Origin of the sequence: Streptomyces tendae (assembly GCF_014650435.1) — a bacterium.
Classification (GTDB): Bacteria; Actinomycetota; Actinomycetes; order Streptomycetales; family Streptomycetaceae; genus Streptomyces; species Streptomyces tendae.
The window spans coordinates 1-15,007 of sequence record NZ_BMUY01000018.1; the positions used below are offsets into that span (position 1 = coordinate 1).

Genomic DNA, 15,007 nt, shown 5'->3' on the forward strand with positions numbered 1-15,007 from the left:
CGGACGCTTCCTTTGTACTCACCCTCTCGGGCTTTCCTCCGGGCGCTTCCCTTCGGTCTTGCGTTTCCGACTCTATCAGATCCTTTTCGATCCGATTCCCCGTCGGCGGGATTTGCCGATCGGCTTCGCGCTTTCGCTCGTCGGCCTTTCGACATTCACTACGTTAGCCGATCTCTCCGTGGACTCATAATCGAGTCCCGCGAGTTTGAATTCAGGCATGCAGACATGCCGAATTCACTCCCGCTGAGGGAAGTCGTAGGTAGTGGGTTGGCCGCTTCCGGCTGCAGGCGATTGCCGTACCCGGGTCAAGCGGCTCGGGCTACGTTACGCGTCTCCCAAAGGAGAGTCAACTTCGGCGCTTCCTCGGGACATGCGCCCGGTACGGGCTGACCGTCGGGTCGTCGGCGACCCAGTAGCGCCAAGGGTGCACGCCGCCTTCGCCGGCCACTCCGGTCCGGGGCCCGTTGCGTACCTGGTCACCGGGTACGGGGGCGCCGGTCAGGATGCGCAACGGGGTCTCCTCCGCGGTGCACGCGTCCGTGCCGTTCAAGGCGCGGTCCACGCCCAGGGCGGTGGCGAGGCGGGCCGGTCCTTTGGCCAGTTCCTTGTCATTACGGGCGGAGAGCCGACGGGTCCGCGCCAGCTCGGCTCCCTCGATGATCTCCCCGGCGCGGAGCAGGACCGCGCTCGACCTGCCCTCGGGGCCGCACACCAGGTTCATGCAGAACCACATGCCGTAGGTGAAGTAGACGTACACGTGTCCGGGGGGACCGAACATCACGTCGTTGCGGGGGGTGCGACCGCGGTAGGCGTGGGAGCCGGGGTCGTTCTGACCGTCGTATGCCTCCACCTCCGTCAGGCGGAGGGCGATCGGACCGTCCGGGGTGGTACGCACCAGGATGCGGCCCAGGAGGTCGGGGGCCACCTCGAGAACGGGGCGGTCGAAGAAATCCCTGGGCAAGGGCGTACTGTCAGGGCTCGCGATCATGCCGTCCGAGCGTAACGCAGCCAGGACCGTGCGCGGGGTGGTCAGGGAGCGCCCGCCTTGCCAGGGTGTGGGGCGCGGAACCGGCCAAGGCCGGATCGCGTTTGTAGGGATCGAGGATCCACACGTAAGCCTGGAGAGGGAGAGACATGGCGTTCAAGAAGCTGCTCGCGAGCCTGGGGGCCGGCGGGGCCTCGGTCGAGACCGAGCTGCACGAGGTCAACGTCGTACCGGGGGGTGTCGTCCAGGGTGAGGTGCGGATCCAGGGAGGGTCCGTCGACCAGGAGATCGAGGGGCTGTCGGTCGGGCTCCAGGCCAAGGTCGAGGTGGAGAGCGGCGACCAGGAGTACAAGCAGGACATCGAGTTCACCAAGGTGCGGCTCGGTGGGGCCTTCCAGCTGAAGGCCGGCGTGGTGCACGCGGTGCCCTTCGGGCTCGAGATCCCGTGGGAGACGCCGATCACCATGATCGACGGGCAGGCGCTGCGCGGGATGAACATCGGTGTCACCACGGAGCTGGAGATCGCGCGCGCCGTGGACTCCGGTGACCTGGACGCCATCAACGTGCACCCGCTGCCGGCGCAGAAGGCGATCCTGGACGCGTTCATCGGCCTGGGCTTCCGCTTCAAGAGCGCGGACATGGAGCGCGGCCACATCCGGGGGACGCGCCAGCAGCTGCCCTTCTACCAGGAGATCGAGTTCTTCCCGCCGCAGCAGTACCGCGGGCTGAACCAGGTCGAGCTGAGCTTCGTGGCAGATGCGCAGGCCATGGACGTCGTTCTGGAGATGGACAAGAAGCCCGGGCTGTTCAGCGAGGGCAGCGACACGTTCCGCTCCTTCAAGGTCGGGCTGAACGACTTCCAGGGCACCGACTGGACGGCGTACCTCAACCAGTGGCTCTCCGAGGTCGGCAGCAAGCGCAACTGGTTCTAGAAGATCTAGGCTCGGTCATCTCTGCACCAGACGATTCAGGAGGTACCGAGGTGACCGAGCTGAAGCGGCGTCCGCTCCCCCATGACTTCCACCCGCCCGTGCCGTCGTTCACCGTCACGAGCGACGACGTCCGGGAGGGCGGGACGCTCAAGGACGCTCAGGTCTACGCGGCCGGGAACACCTCGCCGCAGCTGCGGTGGGAGGGCTTCCCGGCCGAGACCAAGAGCTTCGCCGTGACCTGCTACGACCCGGACGCCCCGACGGGCAGCGGGTTCTGGCACTGGGTGGTGTTCGACATCCCGGCCTCGGTGACCGAGCTGCCGGTGGGGGCGGGCAGCGGCACCTTCGAGGGGCTGCCGCAGGGTGCCGTACAGGCGCGCAACGACTACGGCTCCAAGGACTTCGGCGGGGCCGCGCCGCCGGCCGGGGACGGCCCGCACCGGTATGTGTTCACGGTGTACGCGGTGGACCAGGAGAAGCTCGGTCCCGACGCGGAGGGCACTCCGGCGTTCGTCGGCTTCAATCTGCGGTTCCACACGATCGCGCGCGCCCAGCTGATCGGTGAGTACGAGGTGCCCGCCGACAGCTGACCCAGCTGAGCGTTCATGGAACGTTTGCCCGCCCCTGGTCTTGGAATGGATCAGGGGCGGGCATCTTTATATTGCGTTGTCCATCTCGGCGTGCCCGGCCAGAGTTGATCCCAGCCCGCCAGGGGGTGGGCCGGTGCGCACGGGAGGTGGGCTGGTATGCGGGACACGCTGGTGCTGAACGCGAGCTTCGAGCCGTTGTCGACGGTGACGTTGAACCGAGCCGTCGTTCTGGTGCTTCAGGACAAGGCCGTCGTCGAGCAGGCCCACCCCTCGCTGCGGATGCGCGGAGCCGCGCTCGACATACCGGCGCCACGGGTGATCAGGCTGTGCCAATACGTACGGGTGCCGTTCCGAAGACGCGCCCCGTGGTCGAGGCGGGGGGTGCTGGTCCGGGACCGGCACCGGTGCGCGTACTGCGGGCGGCGGGCGACGACCGTCGACCACGTGGTGCCGCGGTCGCACGGCGGACAGGACACATGGCTGAACACGGTGGCCTCGTGTGCGCAGGACAATCACCGCAAGGCGAACCGGACGCCGGAGCAGGCGGGGATGCCGTTGCTTCGGGAGCCGTTCGAGCCGACGCCTGCGGATGCGATGTTGCTGGCGCTGGCCAGGGACGACTTTGAGGCGCTGCCGGGTTGGTTGGTTCTGGACGCTGCGTAAAGGGTTCGCCGTAGGGGTTCGGGGGCGTGCCCGGGTGCGGGCGGTCCGTGGCTGGTCGCGCCCACGCGGCGGAGCCGCACATCGACACGGTCCCGCGCCCCTGAACCCCACTCGCCCGGCGTCCAGGGATACCGCTAGTCGATCGTCGGCTTCTCGCGGCGTTCCTGGGTTGGGACGCTTGCGCCGCCGTTGCCGCCTCCGCTGCCTGAACCGCCGCCCAGGCCGCCGATGTTGCCCATGGCGCCGGAGAGGCCCTTGAGGGCGTCGCCGATTTCGCTGGGGACGATCCAGAGCTTGTTGGCGTCGCCCTCGGCGATCTTGGGGAGCATCTGGAGGTACTGGTAGGAGAGCAGCTTCTGGTCCGGGTCGCCGGCGTGGATGGCTTCGAAGACCGTACGGACGGCCTGGGCCTCGCCCTCGGCGCGCAGGGCGGCGGCCTTGGCCTCACCTTCGGCGCGCAGGATCTGGGACTGCTTCTCGCCCTCGGCGCGCAGGATCTCGGACTGCCGGACACCTTCGGCCTGGAGGATCGCGGCGCGCTTGTCGCGGTCGGCGCGCATCTGCTTCTCCATCGAGTCCTGGATGGAGGTGGGCGGTTCGATGGCCTTGAGCTCGACGCGGTTGACGCGGATGCCCCACTTGCCGGTGGCTTCGTCGAGGACGCCGCGCAGGGCCGCGTTGATCTCCTCGCGGGAGGTCAGGGTCCGCTCCAGGTCCATGCCGCCGATGATGTTGCGCAGGGTGGTGACGGTGAGCTGCTCGATGGCCTGGATGTAGCTGGCCACCTCGTAGGTCGCGGCGCGGGCGTCGGTCACCTGGTAGTAGATGACGGTGTCGATGTTGACGACCAGGTTGTCCTGGGTGATGACCGGCTGCGGCGGGAAGGGGACGACCTGTTCGCGCAGGTCGATGCGGTTGCGGATGGTGTCGATGAACGGGACCACGATGTTGAGGCCCGCGTTGAGTGTCCGCGTGTAGCGGCCGAAGCGCTCGACGATGGCGGCGCTGGCCTGTGGGATGACCTGGATGGTTTTGATCAGGGCGATGAAGACCAACACCACCAGGATGATCAGGACGATGATGACCGGTTCCATCGTGGGTGTCCGTCCCCTTCTCCGCCTCGGCGCTCTGGCAGATCCTATTGACCAGATCTTGTTGAGCAGGTCCTGTTGACCTGACTGACCCTGACTCCTGCTGATCTTACGGCTGTTGAGGATCTTGCTGGTCGAGTCTGACAGACCGTTGCACGCCTCGGGGGGCGTTCGGGCCAGTTGTGCGTGGTCGGGTCACATGATGACCGCCGTGGCGCCATCGATCTCCACGACGTCCACTTCCTCACCGGGCTCGAAGGCACGCCCGGTGTCCAGGGCGCGTGCCGACCAGACCTCCCCGGCCAGTTTGATCCGGCCGCCCGAGCCGTCCACCCGTTCCAGCACGACGGCCTGTCTGCCTCTCAGGGCGTCCACTCCCGTGGCCAGTTGGGGCTGTTGGGAGCGGTGTCGGGCGGCGATGGGCCGTACGACGGCGATGAGGGCGACCGAGACGATGACGAAGACGAGTACCTGGACGACGAGGTCCGCACCCAGTCCGGAGGCGACGGCGGCGGCGACCGCGCCGACAGCGAACATCCCGAACTCCGGCATCGCGGTCACGACGAGCGGGATTCCGAGCGCTGCCGCGGCGACGAGCCACCACACCCATGCGTCGATGTCGTTCACGCTGTCATGGTAGGTCCGCCGGGCACGCCGGGGACAGGGCGCACGTGGGGGCGGGTCAGGACAGCGGGAGCCCCTTCGCGGTCCACCGGTCCCCGGCCTGCTCGACGATGAGCGGGAGTCCGAAGCACAGGGACAGGTTGCGGGAGGTGAGTTCGAGCTCCAGCGGGCCGGCCGCGAGGACCTTGCCCTGACGGATCATCAGGACGTGGGTGAAGCCGGGGGCGATCTCCTCGACGTGGTGGGTCACCATGATCATCGAGGGCGCGATCGGGTCGCGGGCGAGGCGGCCGAGGCGGCGGACGAGGTCCTCGCGGCCGCCGAGGTCGAGGCCGGCAGCGGGCTCGTCGAGGAGGAGCAGCTCGGGGTCGGTCATCAGGGCGCGGGCGATCAGGGTGCGCTTGCGCTCGCCCTCGGAGAGGGTGCCGAACCTGCGGTCCAGGTACTCGGTCATGCCGAGGCGGTCGAGGAAGGCGCGGGCGCGCTGCTCGTCGACGTCCTCGTACTCCTCCTGCCAGCCGGCGGTCATGCCGTACGCGGCGGTCAGCACGGTCTGCAGGACGGTCTGTCGCTTGGGCAGCTTGTCGGCCATGGCGATGCCGGCGACGCCGATGCGCGGGCGCAGTTCGAAGACGTCGGTGCCGGGCTTGCCGAGGGTCTCGCCGAGGATGGTGGCGGTGCCGGTGCTCGGGTAGAGGTAGCTGGACGCGACATTGAGGAGGGTGGTCTTGCCGGCGCCGTTGGGGCCGAGGATGACCCAGCGCTCGCCCTCCTTGACCGACCAGGAGACCTGGTCCACCAGAGCCCGGCCCTCGCGGACCACGGATACGTCCTGAAGCTCCAGAACATCGCTCATGAGCGCGTTGTCTCCCCTTGCATTGTGGCCGGTCTCGGCTGTCGCGTACACCTGTGACTCGGGCCGCGGCGCCGGTGGGCGCAGGCCCCTCCAGGAAATCTACGCCACCGGTCGGCGTCACCGTTCCATCGGTCCTGTCCTTAGGGTGGGGGGATGCTCTCGGAACCACGCGCAGGGCGCCTTGCCGCCTGGGGAAATGCCCTGATTGCCCATATGGTCTCGCCGGACGACGCCGCGGTCGCGATCGTGGGCGACGACGCCGTGCACCGGGTGGAAGGGCTGCCGGGTGAGGACGCGCCGGTGGGTCTCACCCTGGCGCTCGGGCGGCTGCGGGCGCTCGGGGCGAGTGGGCTGCGGGTCGCGCTGCCCGCGCCGGGGCATCCGCTGGGGCTGAGCGGGCCGCCGGAGTTCAACGCGCGGGCGCTGGAGGCCGAGGAGGCGGTGATCTGCGAGGGGGCCGCGCTGGGGCTGGTGCCGGAGGTGTACGAGGCGGGGCCCGAGGGTGATGTGCACGTCGAGGTCGTGTGGCACTGCCTGCCGGTGCGGGAGGCGCCGCCGGCGGACGTGCCCTCGCTCGGGGAGGCGGAGCGGGAGTTGGCGGAGGCGCTGCGGGACGCGACGGAGGTGCTGACGCGGCTGGACGTGGCCGGGTCGGGGCCGGTGGCGGAGGCGGCGGTCGCGGCGTACCGGGCGCGGGCGGAGCGCGGGCGGGAGGTGCTGGCGCCGGGGTATCCGCCGCGGGCGGTGCGGGTGCTGGAGTTGGCGCAGCGGGTGGGGATGCTGGTGTCGCTGGCGTCCGAGAACGGGCACGGGGGTGCGGTGAGCGCGTCCGAGATGGCTGCGCGGGGGGATGCGCTCAGGCCGGTGGAGCGGGTGGCTCGGCGGGCGCAGGTCGCGGCGTACAACTCCGTTGTGGTGGAGCGGGGGATGCGGTGACCGCTTCTCCGGCTCACTCCCCGCGTTGGTGTGCCCGACCTGGGGGCTGCGCCCCCAGACCCCCGCTTTCGGCCTGAACGGCCTCGTCCTCAAACGCCGGACGGGCTGGATGATGCCGATGCGGCCTCCCAGTAGTCCCGGAAGGCCGCAGGCATCGTTTGCGACCGGGGTCAGTGGTTGACGCCCAGGTTGCCGAAGGCCGGGTTCAGGACGCCGATGACGTTGACGCTGTTGCCGACGGCGTTGACCGGGATGTGGATCGGTGCCTGGACCAGGTTGCCGGAGGCGACGCCCGGGGAGCCGATGGCCTCGCCGTGGGCGTGGGAGCCGCCGTCGGTGGCGGAGGCCATGCCCGCACCGGCGGCGATCAGTCCGCCGGCCACCATCGTCACGGCCGCTGCCTTCTTCAGGTTCTTCACTTACAAGCCCTCCTTGCGATCACCGCGGCAGTCGCCGTGGTGCGCACTGGAGAACGGCCGGACCCCTCGAAGGATGCGCCATATGGGGGACATTCCCACGACGGTATGAATCTCCGACCGGAGGGGAACCCTCCGCCGCCTCGCCGCGTACCGGGGCAGTCGGCCGGGACCGGCCGGTCAGCCGGTCATGCCGTGGCGTACGGCCCACAGGGCGGCCTGGGTGCGGTCCGCCAGGTCGAGTTTCATCAGGATGTTCGAGACGTGGGTCTTCACCGTCTTCTCCGAGAGGACCAGCGCCCGCGCGATCTCCCGGTTGGAGCGGCCGTCCGCTATCAGGCCCAGCACCTCGCGCTCCCGTTCGGTGAGGGACCCGCCCCGGCCCGGCCCGGAGCTGCTCTCCTCCTGGCTCAGGAGGGCGCCCGCGACCTCGGGCTGGAGCAGGATGTGCCCGGCGTGGACGGAGCGGATGGCGCCGGCCAGCGCGTCGGGGTCGACGTCCTTGTAGACGTACCCGGCCGCGCCCGCGCGCAGGGCCGGGACCACGGTGCGCTGCTCGGTGAAGCTGGTGACGACCAGCACACGCGCGTGGTTGTCCAGCTCGCGGAGTCTGCGCAGCGCGTCGACGCCGTCCATGCCCGGCATCTTGACGTCCATGAGGATCACGTGGGGTTTCAGCTCCTGGGCGCGGTCGACCCCCTCGGCGCCGTCCGCGGCCTCGCCGACCACCTCGATGTCGTCCTGCACCTCCAGGAAGGTGCGCAGTCCCCGGCGGACCACCTGGTGGTCGTCGACGAGCAGCACCCTGATCGCGTCAGCCACCGGGAACCTCCATCTCGATCGTGGTGCCCTCGCCGGGCGCGGACCGCACGGTCAGTCGGCCGCCGGTGCCGCTGGCCCGGTCGCGCATCGAGACCAGGCCGAGGTGGCGGCCGGCGCGGCGTACCGTGCGCGGGTCGAAGCCGCCGCCGTCGTCGGTGATCCGCAGGACGGTTCCGGAACCCCGCCGGTGCAGGGTCACGTCGACGTGGTCCGCGCCGGAGTGGCGCAGGGCGTTGTGCAGGGCCTCCTGGGCCACGCGCAGCATCGCCTCCTCCTGGGCGGCCGGCAGGGCCTTGACCCCGCGGCCGGTGAAGGTGACGCGCGCGCCGTGGGCGCGGTCGAGGACCTGGATCTGGGTGCGCAGGGTGGCGACGAGGCCGTCCTCCTCCAGCGCGGCGGGGCGCAGCTCGACGACGGCGGCACGCAGTTCGTCGGCGGCCTCGGCGGCGAGGGTGGCGACCTGGTGCAGCTCACCCTTGGCCCGCGCGGGGTCGCGGTCGACCAGGGCGGTGGCCGCCTGGGCGGTCAGGCGCAGGGAGAAGAGCTTCTGGCTGACCGCGTCGTGCAGTTCGTGGGCGAGGCGGGAGCGCTCCTCGGCGATGGTCAGCTCGCGGCTGCGCTCGTAGAGGCGTGCGTTGGTGAGGGCGATGGCGGCGTGCTGGGCGAGGATGCCGAGCAGTTCCTCGTCGTCCGCGGTGAAGCCGCAGCCGCCCGCGGGCTTCTCACAGTTCTTGTTCGCGAGGAAGAGGGCCCCGAGCACCTCGTCGCCGTCGCGGATCGGCAGGCCCAGGAAGTCGACCAGGTCGGGGTGGGCGGAGGGCCAGCCGCCGAAGCGCGGGTCCTTGCGTACGTCGCCGAGGCGCTCGGGGGTGGCCTCGTGGAGCATCGCGGCGAGGATGCCGTGCTGGCGCGGCAGCGGGCCGATGGCCTTCCACTGCTCGTCGCTGACGCCGTCGACCACGAACTGGGCGAAGCCGCCGTGGTCGTCGGGGACGCCGAGGGCGGCGTACTGCGCGTCGAGCAGCTCGCGAGCCGAGGCGACGATCGTCTTGAGGACGTCGCGCACCTCGAGGTGCCTGCTCATGGCCAGCAGCGCGGAACTCACCGCGGTGAGGCCGGACCGGGGGCCGTGGCTCATGTCCTCACGGTACCCGCGGGGGTTGCGGGCGGGATCGGCCCGGTGACGGGCGTCGCCTAGGGCGGTGGGCCTAGGTCCGGGGTCCCGCCCATCGGGCCTAGGGCGAAGGGCCCTGGGCGGTTGAGGCCCGTGCCCGAGGCGAGGGGCGGGGGCCCGTTCCTACGTTGAGGACCACGCCGGCCGAACGGACGGCGGGGACGACGAAGGGGACGTGTGTCATGCCGGTTGCGATCATCACGGGGGCGTCCAAGGGACTGGGCCGGGCGCTCGCCGAGGCCCTGGCGGCACGGGGGTGGGACCTGGTGCTCGACGCCAGGAATGCCGAGGTGCTCAAGGAGACGGCGACGGCGTTGGAGGCATACGGCACGCGCGTGACGGCGTCGCCCGGCGACGTCACCGACTCCTGGCACCGGACGGGGCTGGTGGCGGAGGCCCGGCGGCTGGGCGGCGTGGATCTGCTGGTCAGCAACGCGAGCGCGCTGGGCGCGGAACCGCTGGTGCGGCTGGCGGAGCTGCCCCTGGAGGGGCTGCGGCGGGCTCTGGAGGTGAACGTGGTGGCCGCGCTGGGCCTGGTCCGTGAGGCGCTGCCGCTGCTGCGGGCGGCCTCCGCGGGCGCGGTGGTGACGATCAGCTCGGACGCGGCCGCCGAGGCGTACGAGACGTGGGGAGGCTACGGGGCGTCCAAGGCGGCTCTGGACCAGTTGGCGGCGGTGCTGGGCGCCGAGGAGCCGGGGCTGCGGGTCTGGGCGGTGGATCCGGGGGACATGGCCACGGATCTGTACGCGGCCGCCGTGCCGGACGACGACGACCCGCGGCCGGATCCGGCGAGTGTGGTGCCGGCGTTGCTGCGGCTGCTGGACGAACGTCCGGCGAGCGGGCGCTACGGGGCTCCGGCGCTGCTGGAGGCGCGGTGATGCCGGCGCTGGCGGTGGGGGTCCCGGAGGAGCTGTCGGCGCGGGTGCCGGTCGAGCAGCGGGAACCGGGGCTCGACCGGGACGGTGTACGGCTGCTGGTGTCGCGCGGCACCGAGGTGTCGCACCACGCCTTCGCCGAGTTGCCGGGGCTGCTCCGGGCCGGTGATCTGCTGGTGGTCAACACCTCGCCCACGCTGGCCGCCGCCGTGGACGGCCGGGTCGGGCACGCGCGCGTGGTGGTGCACTTCTCCACGCGCGGGGACGACGGCCGCTGGGCGGTGGAGCTGCGGGAACCGGACGGAAGGGGCACCACGCGCGCGCGTACGGAGATGGCGGGCACCAGGCACGCGCGTACGGAGGTGACGGGCGTCCCGCGCGCGCGTGCGGAAGAAGGGGAGGGAGTGGAGGGACGCGGGTGCGGTGGCCTGGCGGGGACGCGAGTGCGGCTGCCGGGTGGGGCCCGGCTGGTGCTGGAGGAGCCGCTGAGTGCGCGCGGGGAGCGGCTGTGGTGGGCGAGGGTGTCGGGGGCGGGGGTGCCCGCGCTGCTGCGGGAGCACGGGCGGCCCATTCGCTACTCCTACACGGAGCGTGACCAGCCGCTGTCCGTCTACCAGACGGTGTTCGCGCTGCCGTACGCGGACGGGACGGGCAGTGCGGAGATGCCGAGCGCGGCGCGGCCCTTCACGGCGGGGCTGGTGGCGGAGCTGGTGAGCCGCGGGGTGCAGTTCGCGCCGGTGACGCTGCACACGGGGGTGGCCTCGGCCGAGTCGCACGAGCCGCCCTGTCCGGAGCGGTTCGCCGTGCCGGAGGCGTCGGCGCGGCTGATCAACGCCGCGCGGGCCGGTGATGGGCGGGTGGTGGCGGTGGGGACGACGGCAGTACGGGCGGTGGAGTCGGCGGCCGGTGCCGACGGGGTCGTACGGGCGCGGGCCGGGTGGACGGATCTGGTGGTGACGCCGGAGCGCGGGGTGCGGGTGGTGGAGGGCCTGCTGACGGGGCTGCACGAGCCCGAGGCCTCGCATCTGCTGATGCTGGAGGCGGTGGCGGGGCGGGCGGCGATCGACCGCGGGTACGAGGCGGCGGTGCGGGGGCGCTACCTGTGGCACGAGTTCGGGGACGTCCATCTCCTCCTGCCGTAGGAGGGCACCGCACACCCACTCACACTTTGCATTGCTCCAGCAACTAGCAGTGAGAAAGGTGGGGGGTGGATGTGAGCCCGGGCATAGGGCGCACGTCACGTACGAAGGGGAGTAGGAGAACGACTCGTCCGTTTTGAGCGGGGCAGATGGTCCAATCTGCCCCGCTTTGTCGTTCCCTGATCCACTATCCAGGATCGTACGTCACACCTTTGCCTCCGAATTTTGCGGCCGCTAAGAATTGCTCTCGTCGCTCAGCGCCGTGGGTTCTCCCCCGCGGCGTTTGTGCCGGAAGCACCAACTGTCCCCACCGGACGAGAGCGACCTCCGCGCTATTCGAAGAGGTCTATCCCGCCATGCTCAAGAACATCCTTCCCCGTGGTCGCAGTCGTTCCCTGAACCGCACCCAGAAGGCCGCGATCGCCGGTGTCGGCGCGCTCGGCGCCGCCGCCGTCGCCCTCACCGCCGTCCCGGCCAGCGGCCAGACGACGACCACGAGCGAGGCCGCTCCGACGGCCAAGGTGGCGTACAGCACCAAGCAGATCCAGGACGTGCACGCCGGTGTCACCGGCCAGCTCGCCGGCGCCAGCCAGAAGGTCGCCGCGATCGAGGCCAAGCAGGAGGCGGCCGCCAAGAAGGCGACCGCCGAGCAGAAGGCGTCCGCCAAGAAGGCCGCTGCCAAGCGTGAGGCCAAGGAGTCCACCAGCCGCTCCGCGCAGCGCACCGAGGTCAAGAAGGCCGCGCCGAAGTCCTACCCGAACAACCTCGACGGCTGGATCCGCGAGGCCCGGGCCATCATGAAGAAGCACGGCATCCCCGGCACCTACGAGGGCATCCACCGCAACATCATGCGGGAGTCCTCCGGCAACCCGAAGGCCATCAACGACTGGGACATCAACGCCATCAACGGCATCCCGTCGAAGGGCCTGCTCCAGGTCATCCCGCCGACGTTCGCGGCCTACCACGTCCCCGGGACCTCCAAGAACATCTACGACCCGGTCGCCAACATCGTCGCCGCGTGCAACTACGCCGCGGACAAGTACGGCACCATGGACAACGTCGACAGCGCGTACTGAGGTCGGCGCGGACCTCTTCACGACGTCGCCGACGCCGCACCGCAACGCCGAAGGGCGGCACCCTCCTGACGGGGTGCCGCCCTTCGGGGCGTGCGGGCCGGGCCTCGGGCCCGCCGGACGTCGGCCTACTTGCGCATGACCTCGGGCTCGTGCCGGCGCAGGAAGCGGGCGACGAAGAAGCCGCAGATCACGCCGAGGACGATCAGCGCGACCATGTCCATGCCCCAGGCGCCGACGGTGTGCTCCCACAGCGGATCGGCCTCGGCGCCCTTCTCGGGCGGGCTGATCTTGTTGAAGTCCAGCGTGGCACCGGCCGCCGCGACCGCCCAGCGCGAGGGCATCAGGTACGAGAACTGGTTGACGCCGACCGCGCCGTTCAGGGCGAAGAGACAGCCGGTGAAGACGACCTGGATGATCGCGAACATCACCAGCAGCGGCATGGTCTTCTCGGCGGTCTTCACCAGCGACGAGATGACCAGGCCGAACATCATCGAGGTGAAGCCGAGGGCCATGATCGGCAGGGACAGCTCGACCAGTGTCATCCCGCCGAGGACCAGCCCCTCCTCCGGGATCTCGCGGCTGGCGAAGCCGATCACGCCGACCAGCAGGCCCTGGAACACCGTGATCAGGCCGAGCACGAAGACCTTGGACATCAGGTACGCGGACCGGGACAGGCCGGTGGCGCGTTCCCGCTCGTAGATCACCCGTTCCTTGATCAGCTCACGGACCGAGTTCGCGGCACCGGCGAAGCAGGCGCCGACCGCGAGGATCAGCAGCACCGTGGTGGCGGTGCCGTTCGGGATGATCCGGCCGGTCTGCGGGTTCGCGGGGTTGGGCAGCAGGCCCTTGTCCGCGTCGATGAGCAGGCTCACCGCGCCCAGCACGGCCGGCAGGATCACCATCAGGGCCAGGAAGCCCTTGTCGGAGGCGATCACCGACGTGTAGCGCCGCACCAGCGTGACGAACTGCGACATCCAGCCCTGCGGCTTCGGCGGCTTCATCGCCTGCATCGGCGGCACCTGTACGGACTGCGGGGCGACGGCGTCCAGGTCCGCGGCGTACATCTGGTAGTGCTGCGAGCCCTTCCAGCGGCCCGCCCAGTCGTAGTCGCGGTAGTTCTCGAAGGCGGAGAAGACGTCGGCCCAGGTGTCGTAGCCGAAGAAGTTCAGCGCCTCCTCGGGCGGGCCGAAGTAGGCCACGGAACCGCCCGGCGCCATCACGAGGAGCTTGTCGCAGGTCGCCAGCTCGGCCACCGAGTGGGTGACGACGAGGACGGTGCGGCCGTCGTCGGCGAGGCCGCGCAGCAGCTGCATGACGTCGCGGTCCATGCCCGGGTCGAGACCGGAGGTCGGCTCGTCCAGGAAGATCAGCGAGGGCTTGGTCAGCAGCTCCAGGGCGACGGAGACGCGCTTGCGCTGGCCGCCGGACAGGGACGTGACCTTCTTGTCCTTGTGGATGTCCAGCTTCAGCTCGCGCAGCACCTCGTCGATGCGGGCGTCGCGCTCGGCGGCCGTGGTGTCGGCCGGGAAGCGGAGCTTCGCCGCGTACTTGAGCGCCTTCTTGACGGTCAGCTCCTTGTGCAGGATGTCGTCCTGCGGGACCAGACCGATGCGCTGGCGCAGCTCGGCGAACTGCTTGTACAGGTTCCGGTTGTCGTAGAGGACCTCGCCCTGGTCGGCCGGCCGGTAGCCGGTGAGCGCCTTGAGCAGGGTGGACTTGCCGGAACCCGACGGACCGATGACCGCGATCAGCGACTTCTCGGGCACGCCGAAGGAGACGTCCTTGAGGATCTGCTTGCCGCCGTCGACCGTGACGGTCAGGTGACGGGCGGAGAAGGAGACCTCACCGGTGTCGACGAACTCCTCGAGCCGGTCGCCGACGATCTGGAACGTCGAGTGGCCGACACCGACGATGTCGGTCGGGCCGAGCAGCTGGGAGCCGCCCTTGGCGATCGGCTGGCCGTTGACGTACGTGCCGTTGTGCGAGCCGAGGTCGCGGATCTCCATGCGCCCGTCGGGCGTCGAGTGGAACTCCGCGTGGTTGCGGGAGACCTGGAGGTCGGAGACGACCAGGTCGTTCTCCAGGGCACGGCCGATGCGCATGACGCGGCCGAGCGAGAACTGGTGGAACGTGGTCGGGCTGCGGTCCCCGTGGACCGGTGGCGCCCCCGCCGCGCCGCCTGGTCCCTGCTGCTGGGGGAAGTGTGGCGCGGCCTGCTGCGGCTGCGGCACGGGCTGCTGGTGCGGCGGCTGTTGCTGCTGCCAGCCAGCCTGCTGGGCCTGGTGCTGCGGAGCCTGCTGAGGCGGTGCCTGCTGCTGGAACGGGTCCTGCGCGGGCGGCGCCTGCTGGGCCCAGCCCGCGTTCGCGCCCTGCGCGGCGTACGGCTGCTGCTGCGGCTGGGCCTGCGGCGTGCCGGCCGGGGCCTGTGCGCCGGTCAGGCTCACGCGCGGTCCGTCGGTCGCGTTGCCCAGGTTCAGCACCGCGCCGGCGCCGAGCTCCAGCTGCTGGACCCGCTGTCCGTGCACGAAGGTGCCGTTGGTGCTGCCGTGGTCCTGGACCACCCAACTGCGGCCGTTGAAACTGATCGTGGCATGCCGCCAGGAGACCCTGGCGTCGTCGAAAACAAGCTCCCCCTGCGGATCGCGTCCTAGCGCGTATGACCGGGACGGATCGAGCGTCCAGGTCCGTCCATTGGATTCCAGTACGAGTTCCGGCACTCCATGCCCCACTGAGTTGTCCCCCGATGTGCTCCCGTCGCGGGGAGTCTAGGGATGTCGAACATCGGGGGGAACTATTTCAGGCTCGGGGCCCTGACCGAAAGTCGGGCC

At 70.5% G+C, this 15,007-nt stretch carries 14 protein-coding genes and 1 pseudogene; 7 read left to right on the plus strand and 8 right to left on the minus strand.

The genetic code is table 11. The features are described 5' to 3' along the window. Window positions 1–346: 346 nt before the first annotated feature. Window positions 347–988: a DNA-3-methyladenine glycosylase gene (locus IE258_RS34585; protein ID WP_189749771.1), complete on the minus strand. Its 642-nt coding sequence runs from the start codon at window positions 986–988 to the stop codon at window positions 347–349. A 146-nt stretch (window positions 989–1,134) separates the two neighbouring features. Between IE258_RS34585 and IE258_RS34590 the strand changes: the two genes are divergently transcribed. The 3 genes from IE258_RS34590 to IE258_RS34600 all read left to right on the plus strand — a co-directional run bounded on the left by IE258_RS34590 (window position 1,135) and on the right by IE258_RS34600 (window position 3,170). Beyond that, window positions 1,135–1,917: a sporulation protein gene (locus IE258_RS34590; RefSeq protein ID WP_189749773.1), complete on the plus strand. Its 783-nt coding sequence runs from the start codon at window positions 1,135–1,137 to the stop codon at window positions 1,915–1,917. Between the two features lie 50 nt (window positions 1,918–1,967). Further along, the gene (locus IE258_RS34595; protein WP_189749774.1) at window positions 1,968–2,507 is read left to right on the plus strand and encodes a YbhB/YbcL family Raf kinase inhibitor-like protein; all 540 of its coding nucleotides are present in this window, start codon (window positions 1,968–1,970) and stop codon (window positions 2,505–2,507) included. A 156-nt stretch (window positions 2,508–2,663) separates the two neighbouring features. Continuing rightward, window positions 2,664–3,170 (plus strand): HNH endonuclease, encoded by a 507-nt coding sequence (locus IE258_RS34600; RefSeq protein WP_159330319.1) that lies wholly within the window; start codon window positions 2,664–2,666, stop codon window positions 3,168–3,170. 134 nt (window positions 3,171–3,304) lie between these two features. Here the strand turns inward: IE258_RS34600 and IE258_RS34605 are convergent, their stop codons facing one another. The 3 genes and pseudogenes from IE258_RS34605 to IE258_RS34615 form a co-directional block, all read right to left on the minus strand. Continuing rightward, window positions 3,305–4,264 carry an SPFH domain-containing protein gene (locus tag IE258_RS34605; RefSeq protein ID WP_189749776.1) on the minus strand — a complete coding sequence of 320 codons (960 nt, stop codon included), beginning with the start codon at window positions 4,262–4,264 and terminating at the stop codon, window positions 3,305–3,307. Between the two features lie 192 nt (window positions 4,265–4,456). Beyond that, window positions 4,457–4,888, minus strand: coding sequence for an NfeD family protein (locus IE258_RS34610; protein ID WP_052841785.1), 432 nt, complete (start codon window positions 4,886–4,888; stop codon window positions 4,457–4,459). A 322-nt stretch (window positions 4,889–5,210) separates the two neighbouring features. Then, window positions 5,211–5,741: pseudogene (locus IE258_RS34615) on the minus strand (ABC transporter ATP-binding protein); the annotation flags it as partial. Between the two features lie 153 nt (window positions 5,742–5,894). Between IE258_RS34615 and IE258_RS34620 the strand changes: the two are divergent. Next, the gene (locus tag IE258_RS34620) at window positions 5,895–6,677 is read left to right on the plus strand and encodes an Rv1486c family protein (protein WP_189749779.1); all 783 of its coding nucleotides are present in this window, start codon (window positions 5,895–5,897) and stop codon (window positions 6,675–6,677) included. Window positions 6,678–6,847: 170 nt separating this feature from the next. On the opposite strand, the gene chpE is transcribed toward IE258_RS34620, so the two are convergent. The 3 genes from chpE to IE258_RS34635 all read right to left on the minus strand — a co-directional run bounded on the left by chpE (window position 6,848) and on the right by IE258_RS34635 (window position 9,053). Continuing rightward, on the minus strand, window positions 6,848–7,096 hold the full coding sequence (chpE, locus tag IE258_RS34625; RefSeq protein ID WP_030184918.1) for a chaplin ChpE: 249 nt from the start codon (window positions 7,094–7,096) through the stop codon (window positions 6,848–6,850). 177 nt (window positions 7,097–7,273) lie between these two features. Then, window positions 7,274–7,915 carry a response regulator gene (locus IE258_RS34630; RefSeq protein ID WP_189749781.1) on the minus strand — a complete coding sequence of 214 codons (642 nt, stop codon included), beginning with the start codon at window positions 7,913–7,915 and terminating at the stop codon, window positions 7,274–7,276. Further along, on the minus strand, window positions 7,908–9,053 hold the full coding sequence (locus IE258_RS34635) for a GAF domain-containing sensor histidine kinase (protein WP_159330309.1): 1,146 nt from the start codon (window positions 9,051–9,053) through the stop codon (window positions 7,908–7,910). Before IE258_RS34635 ends, IE258_RS34630 begins: the two co-directional genes overlap by 8 nt. A 218-nt stretch (window positions 9,054–9,271) precedes the next feature. Between IE258_RS34635 and IE258_RS34640 the strand changes: the two genes are divergently transcribed. The 3 genes from IE258_RS34640 to IE258_RS34650 all read left to right on the plus strand — a co-directional run bounded on the left by IE258_RS34640 (window position 9,272) and on the right by IE258_RS34650 (window position 12,179). Beyond that, window positions 9,272–9,967, plus strand: a complete 696-nt coding sequence (locus tag IE258_RS34640) for an SDR family NAD(P)-dependent oxidoreductase (RefSeq protein WP_189749783.1) — start codon at window positions 9,272–9,274, stop codon at window positions 9,965–9,967. Then, a complete protein-coding gene (locus IE258_RS34645) occupies window positions 9,967–11,106 on the plus strand; it encodes an S-adenosylmethionine:tRNA ribosyltransferase-isomerase (RefSeq protein WP_189749784.1) in 1,140 nt (379 codons plus the stop codon). Before IE258_RS34640 ends, IE258_RS34645 begins: the two co-directional genes overlap by 1 nt. A gap of 353 nt (window positions 11,107–11,459) precedes the next feature. Next, window positions 11,460–12,179, plus strand: coding sequence for a transglycosylase SLT domain-containing protein (locus IE258_RS34650; protein WP_189749786.1), 720 nt, complete (start codon window positions 11,460–11,462; stop codon window positions 12,177–12,179). A 125-nt stretch (window positions 12,180–12,304) separates the two neighbouring features. Here the strand turns inward: IE258_RS34650 and IE258_RS34655 are convergent, their stop codons facing one another. Continuing rightward, entirely contained in the window at window positions 12,305–14,896 is a 2,592-nt protein-coding gene (locus IE258_RS34655; RefSeq protein WP_189749787.1) for an ABC transporter ATP-binding protein/permease, read from the minus strand. Window positions 14,897–15,007: the final 111 nt, after the last annotated feature.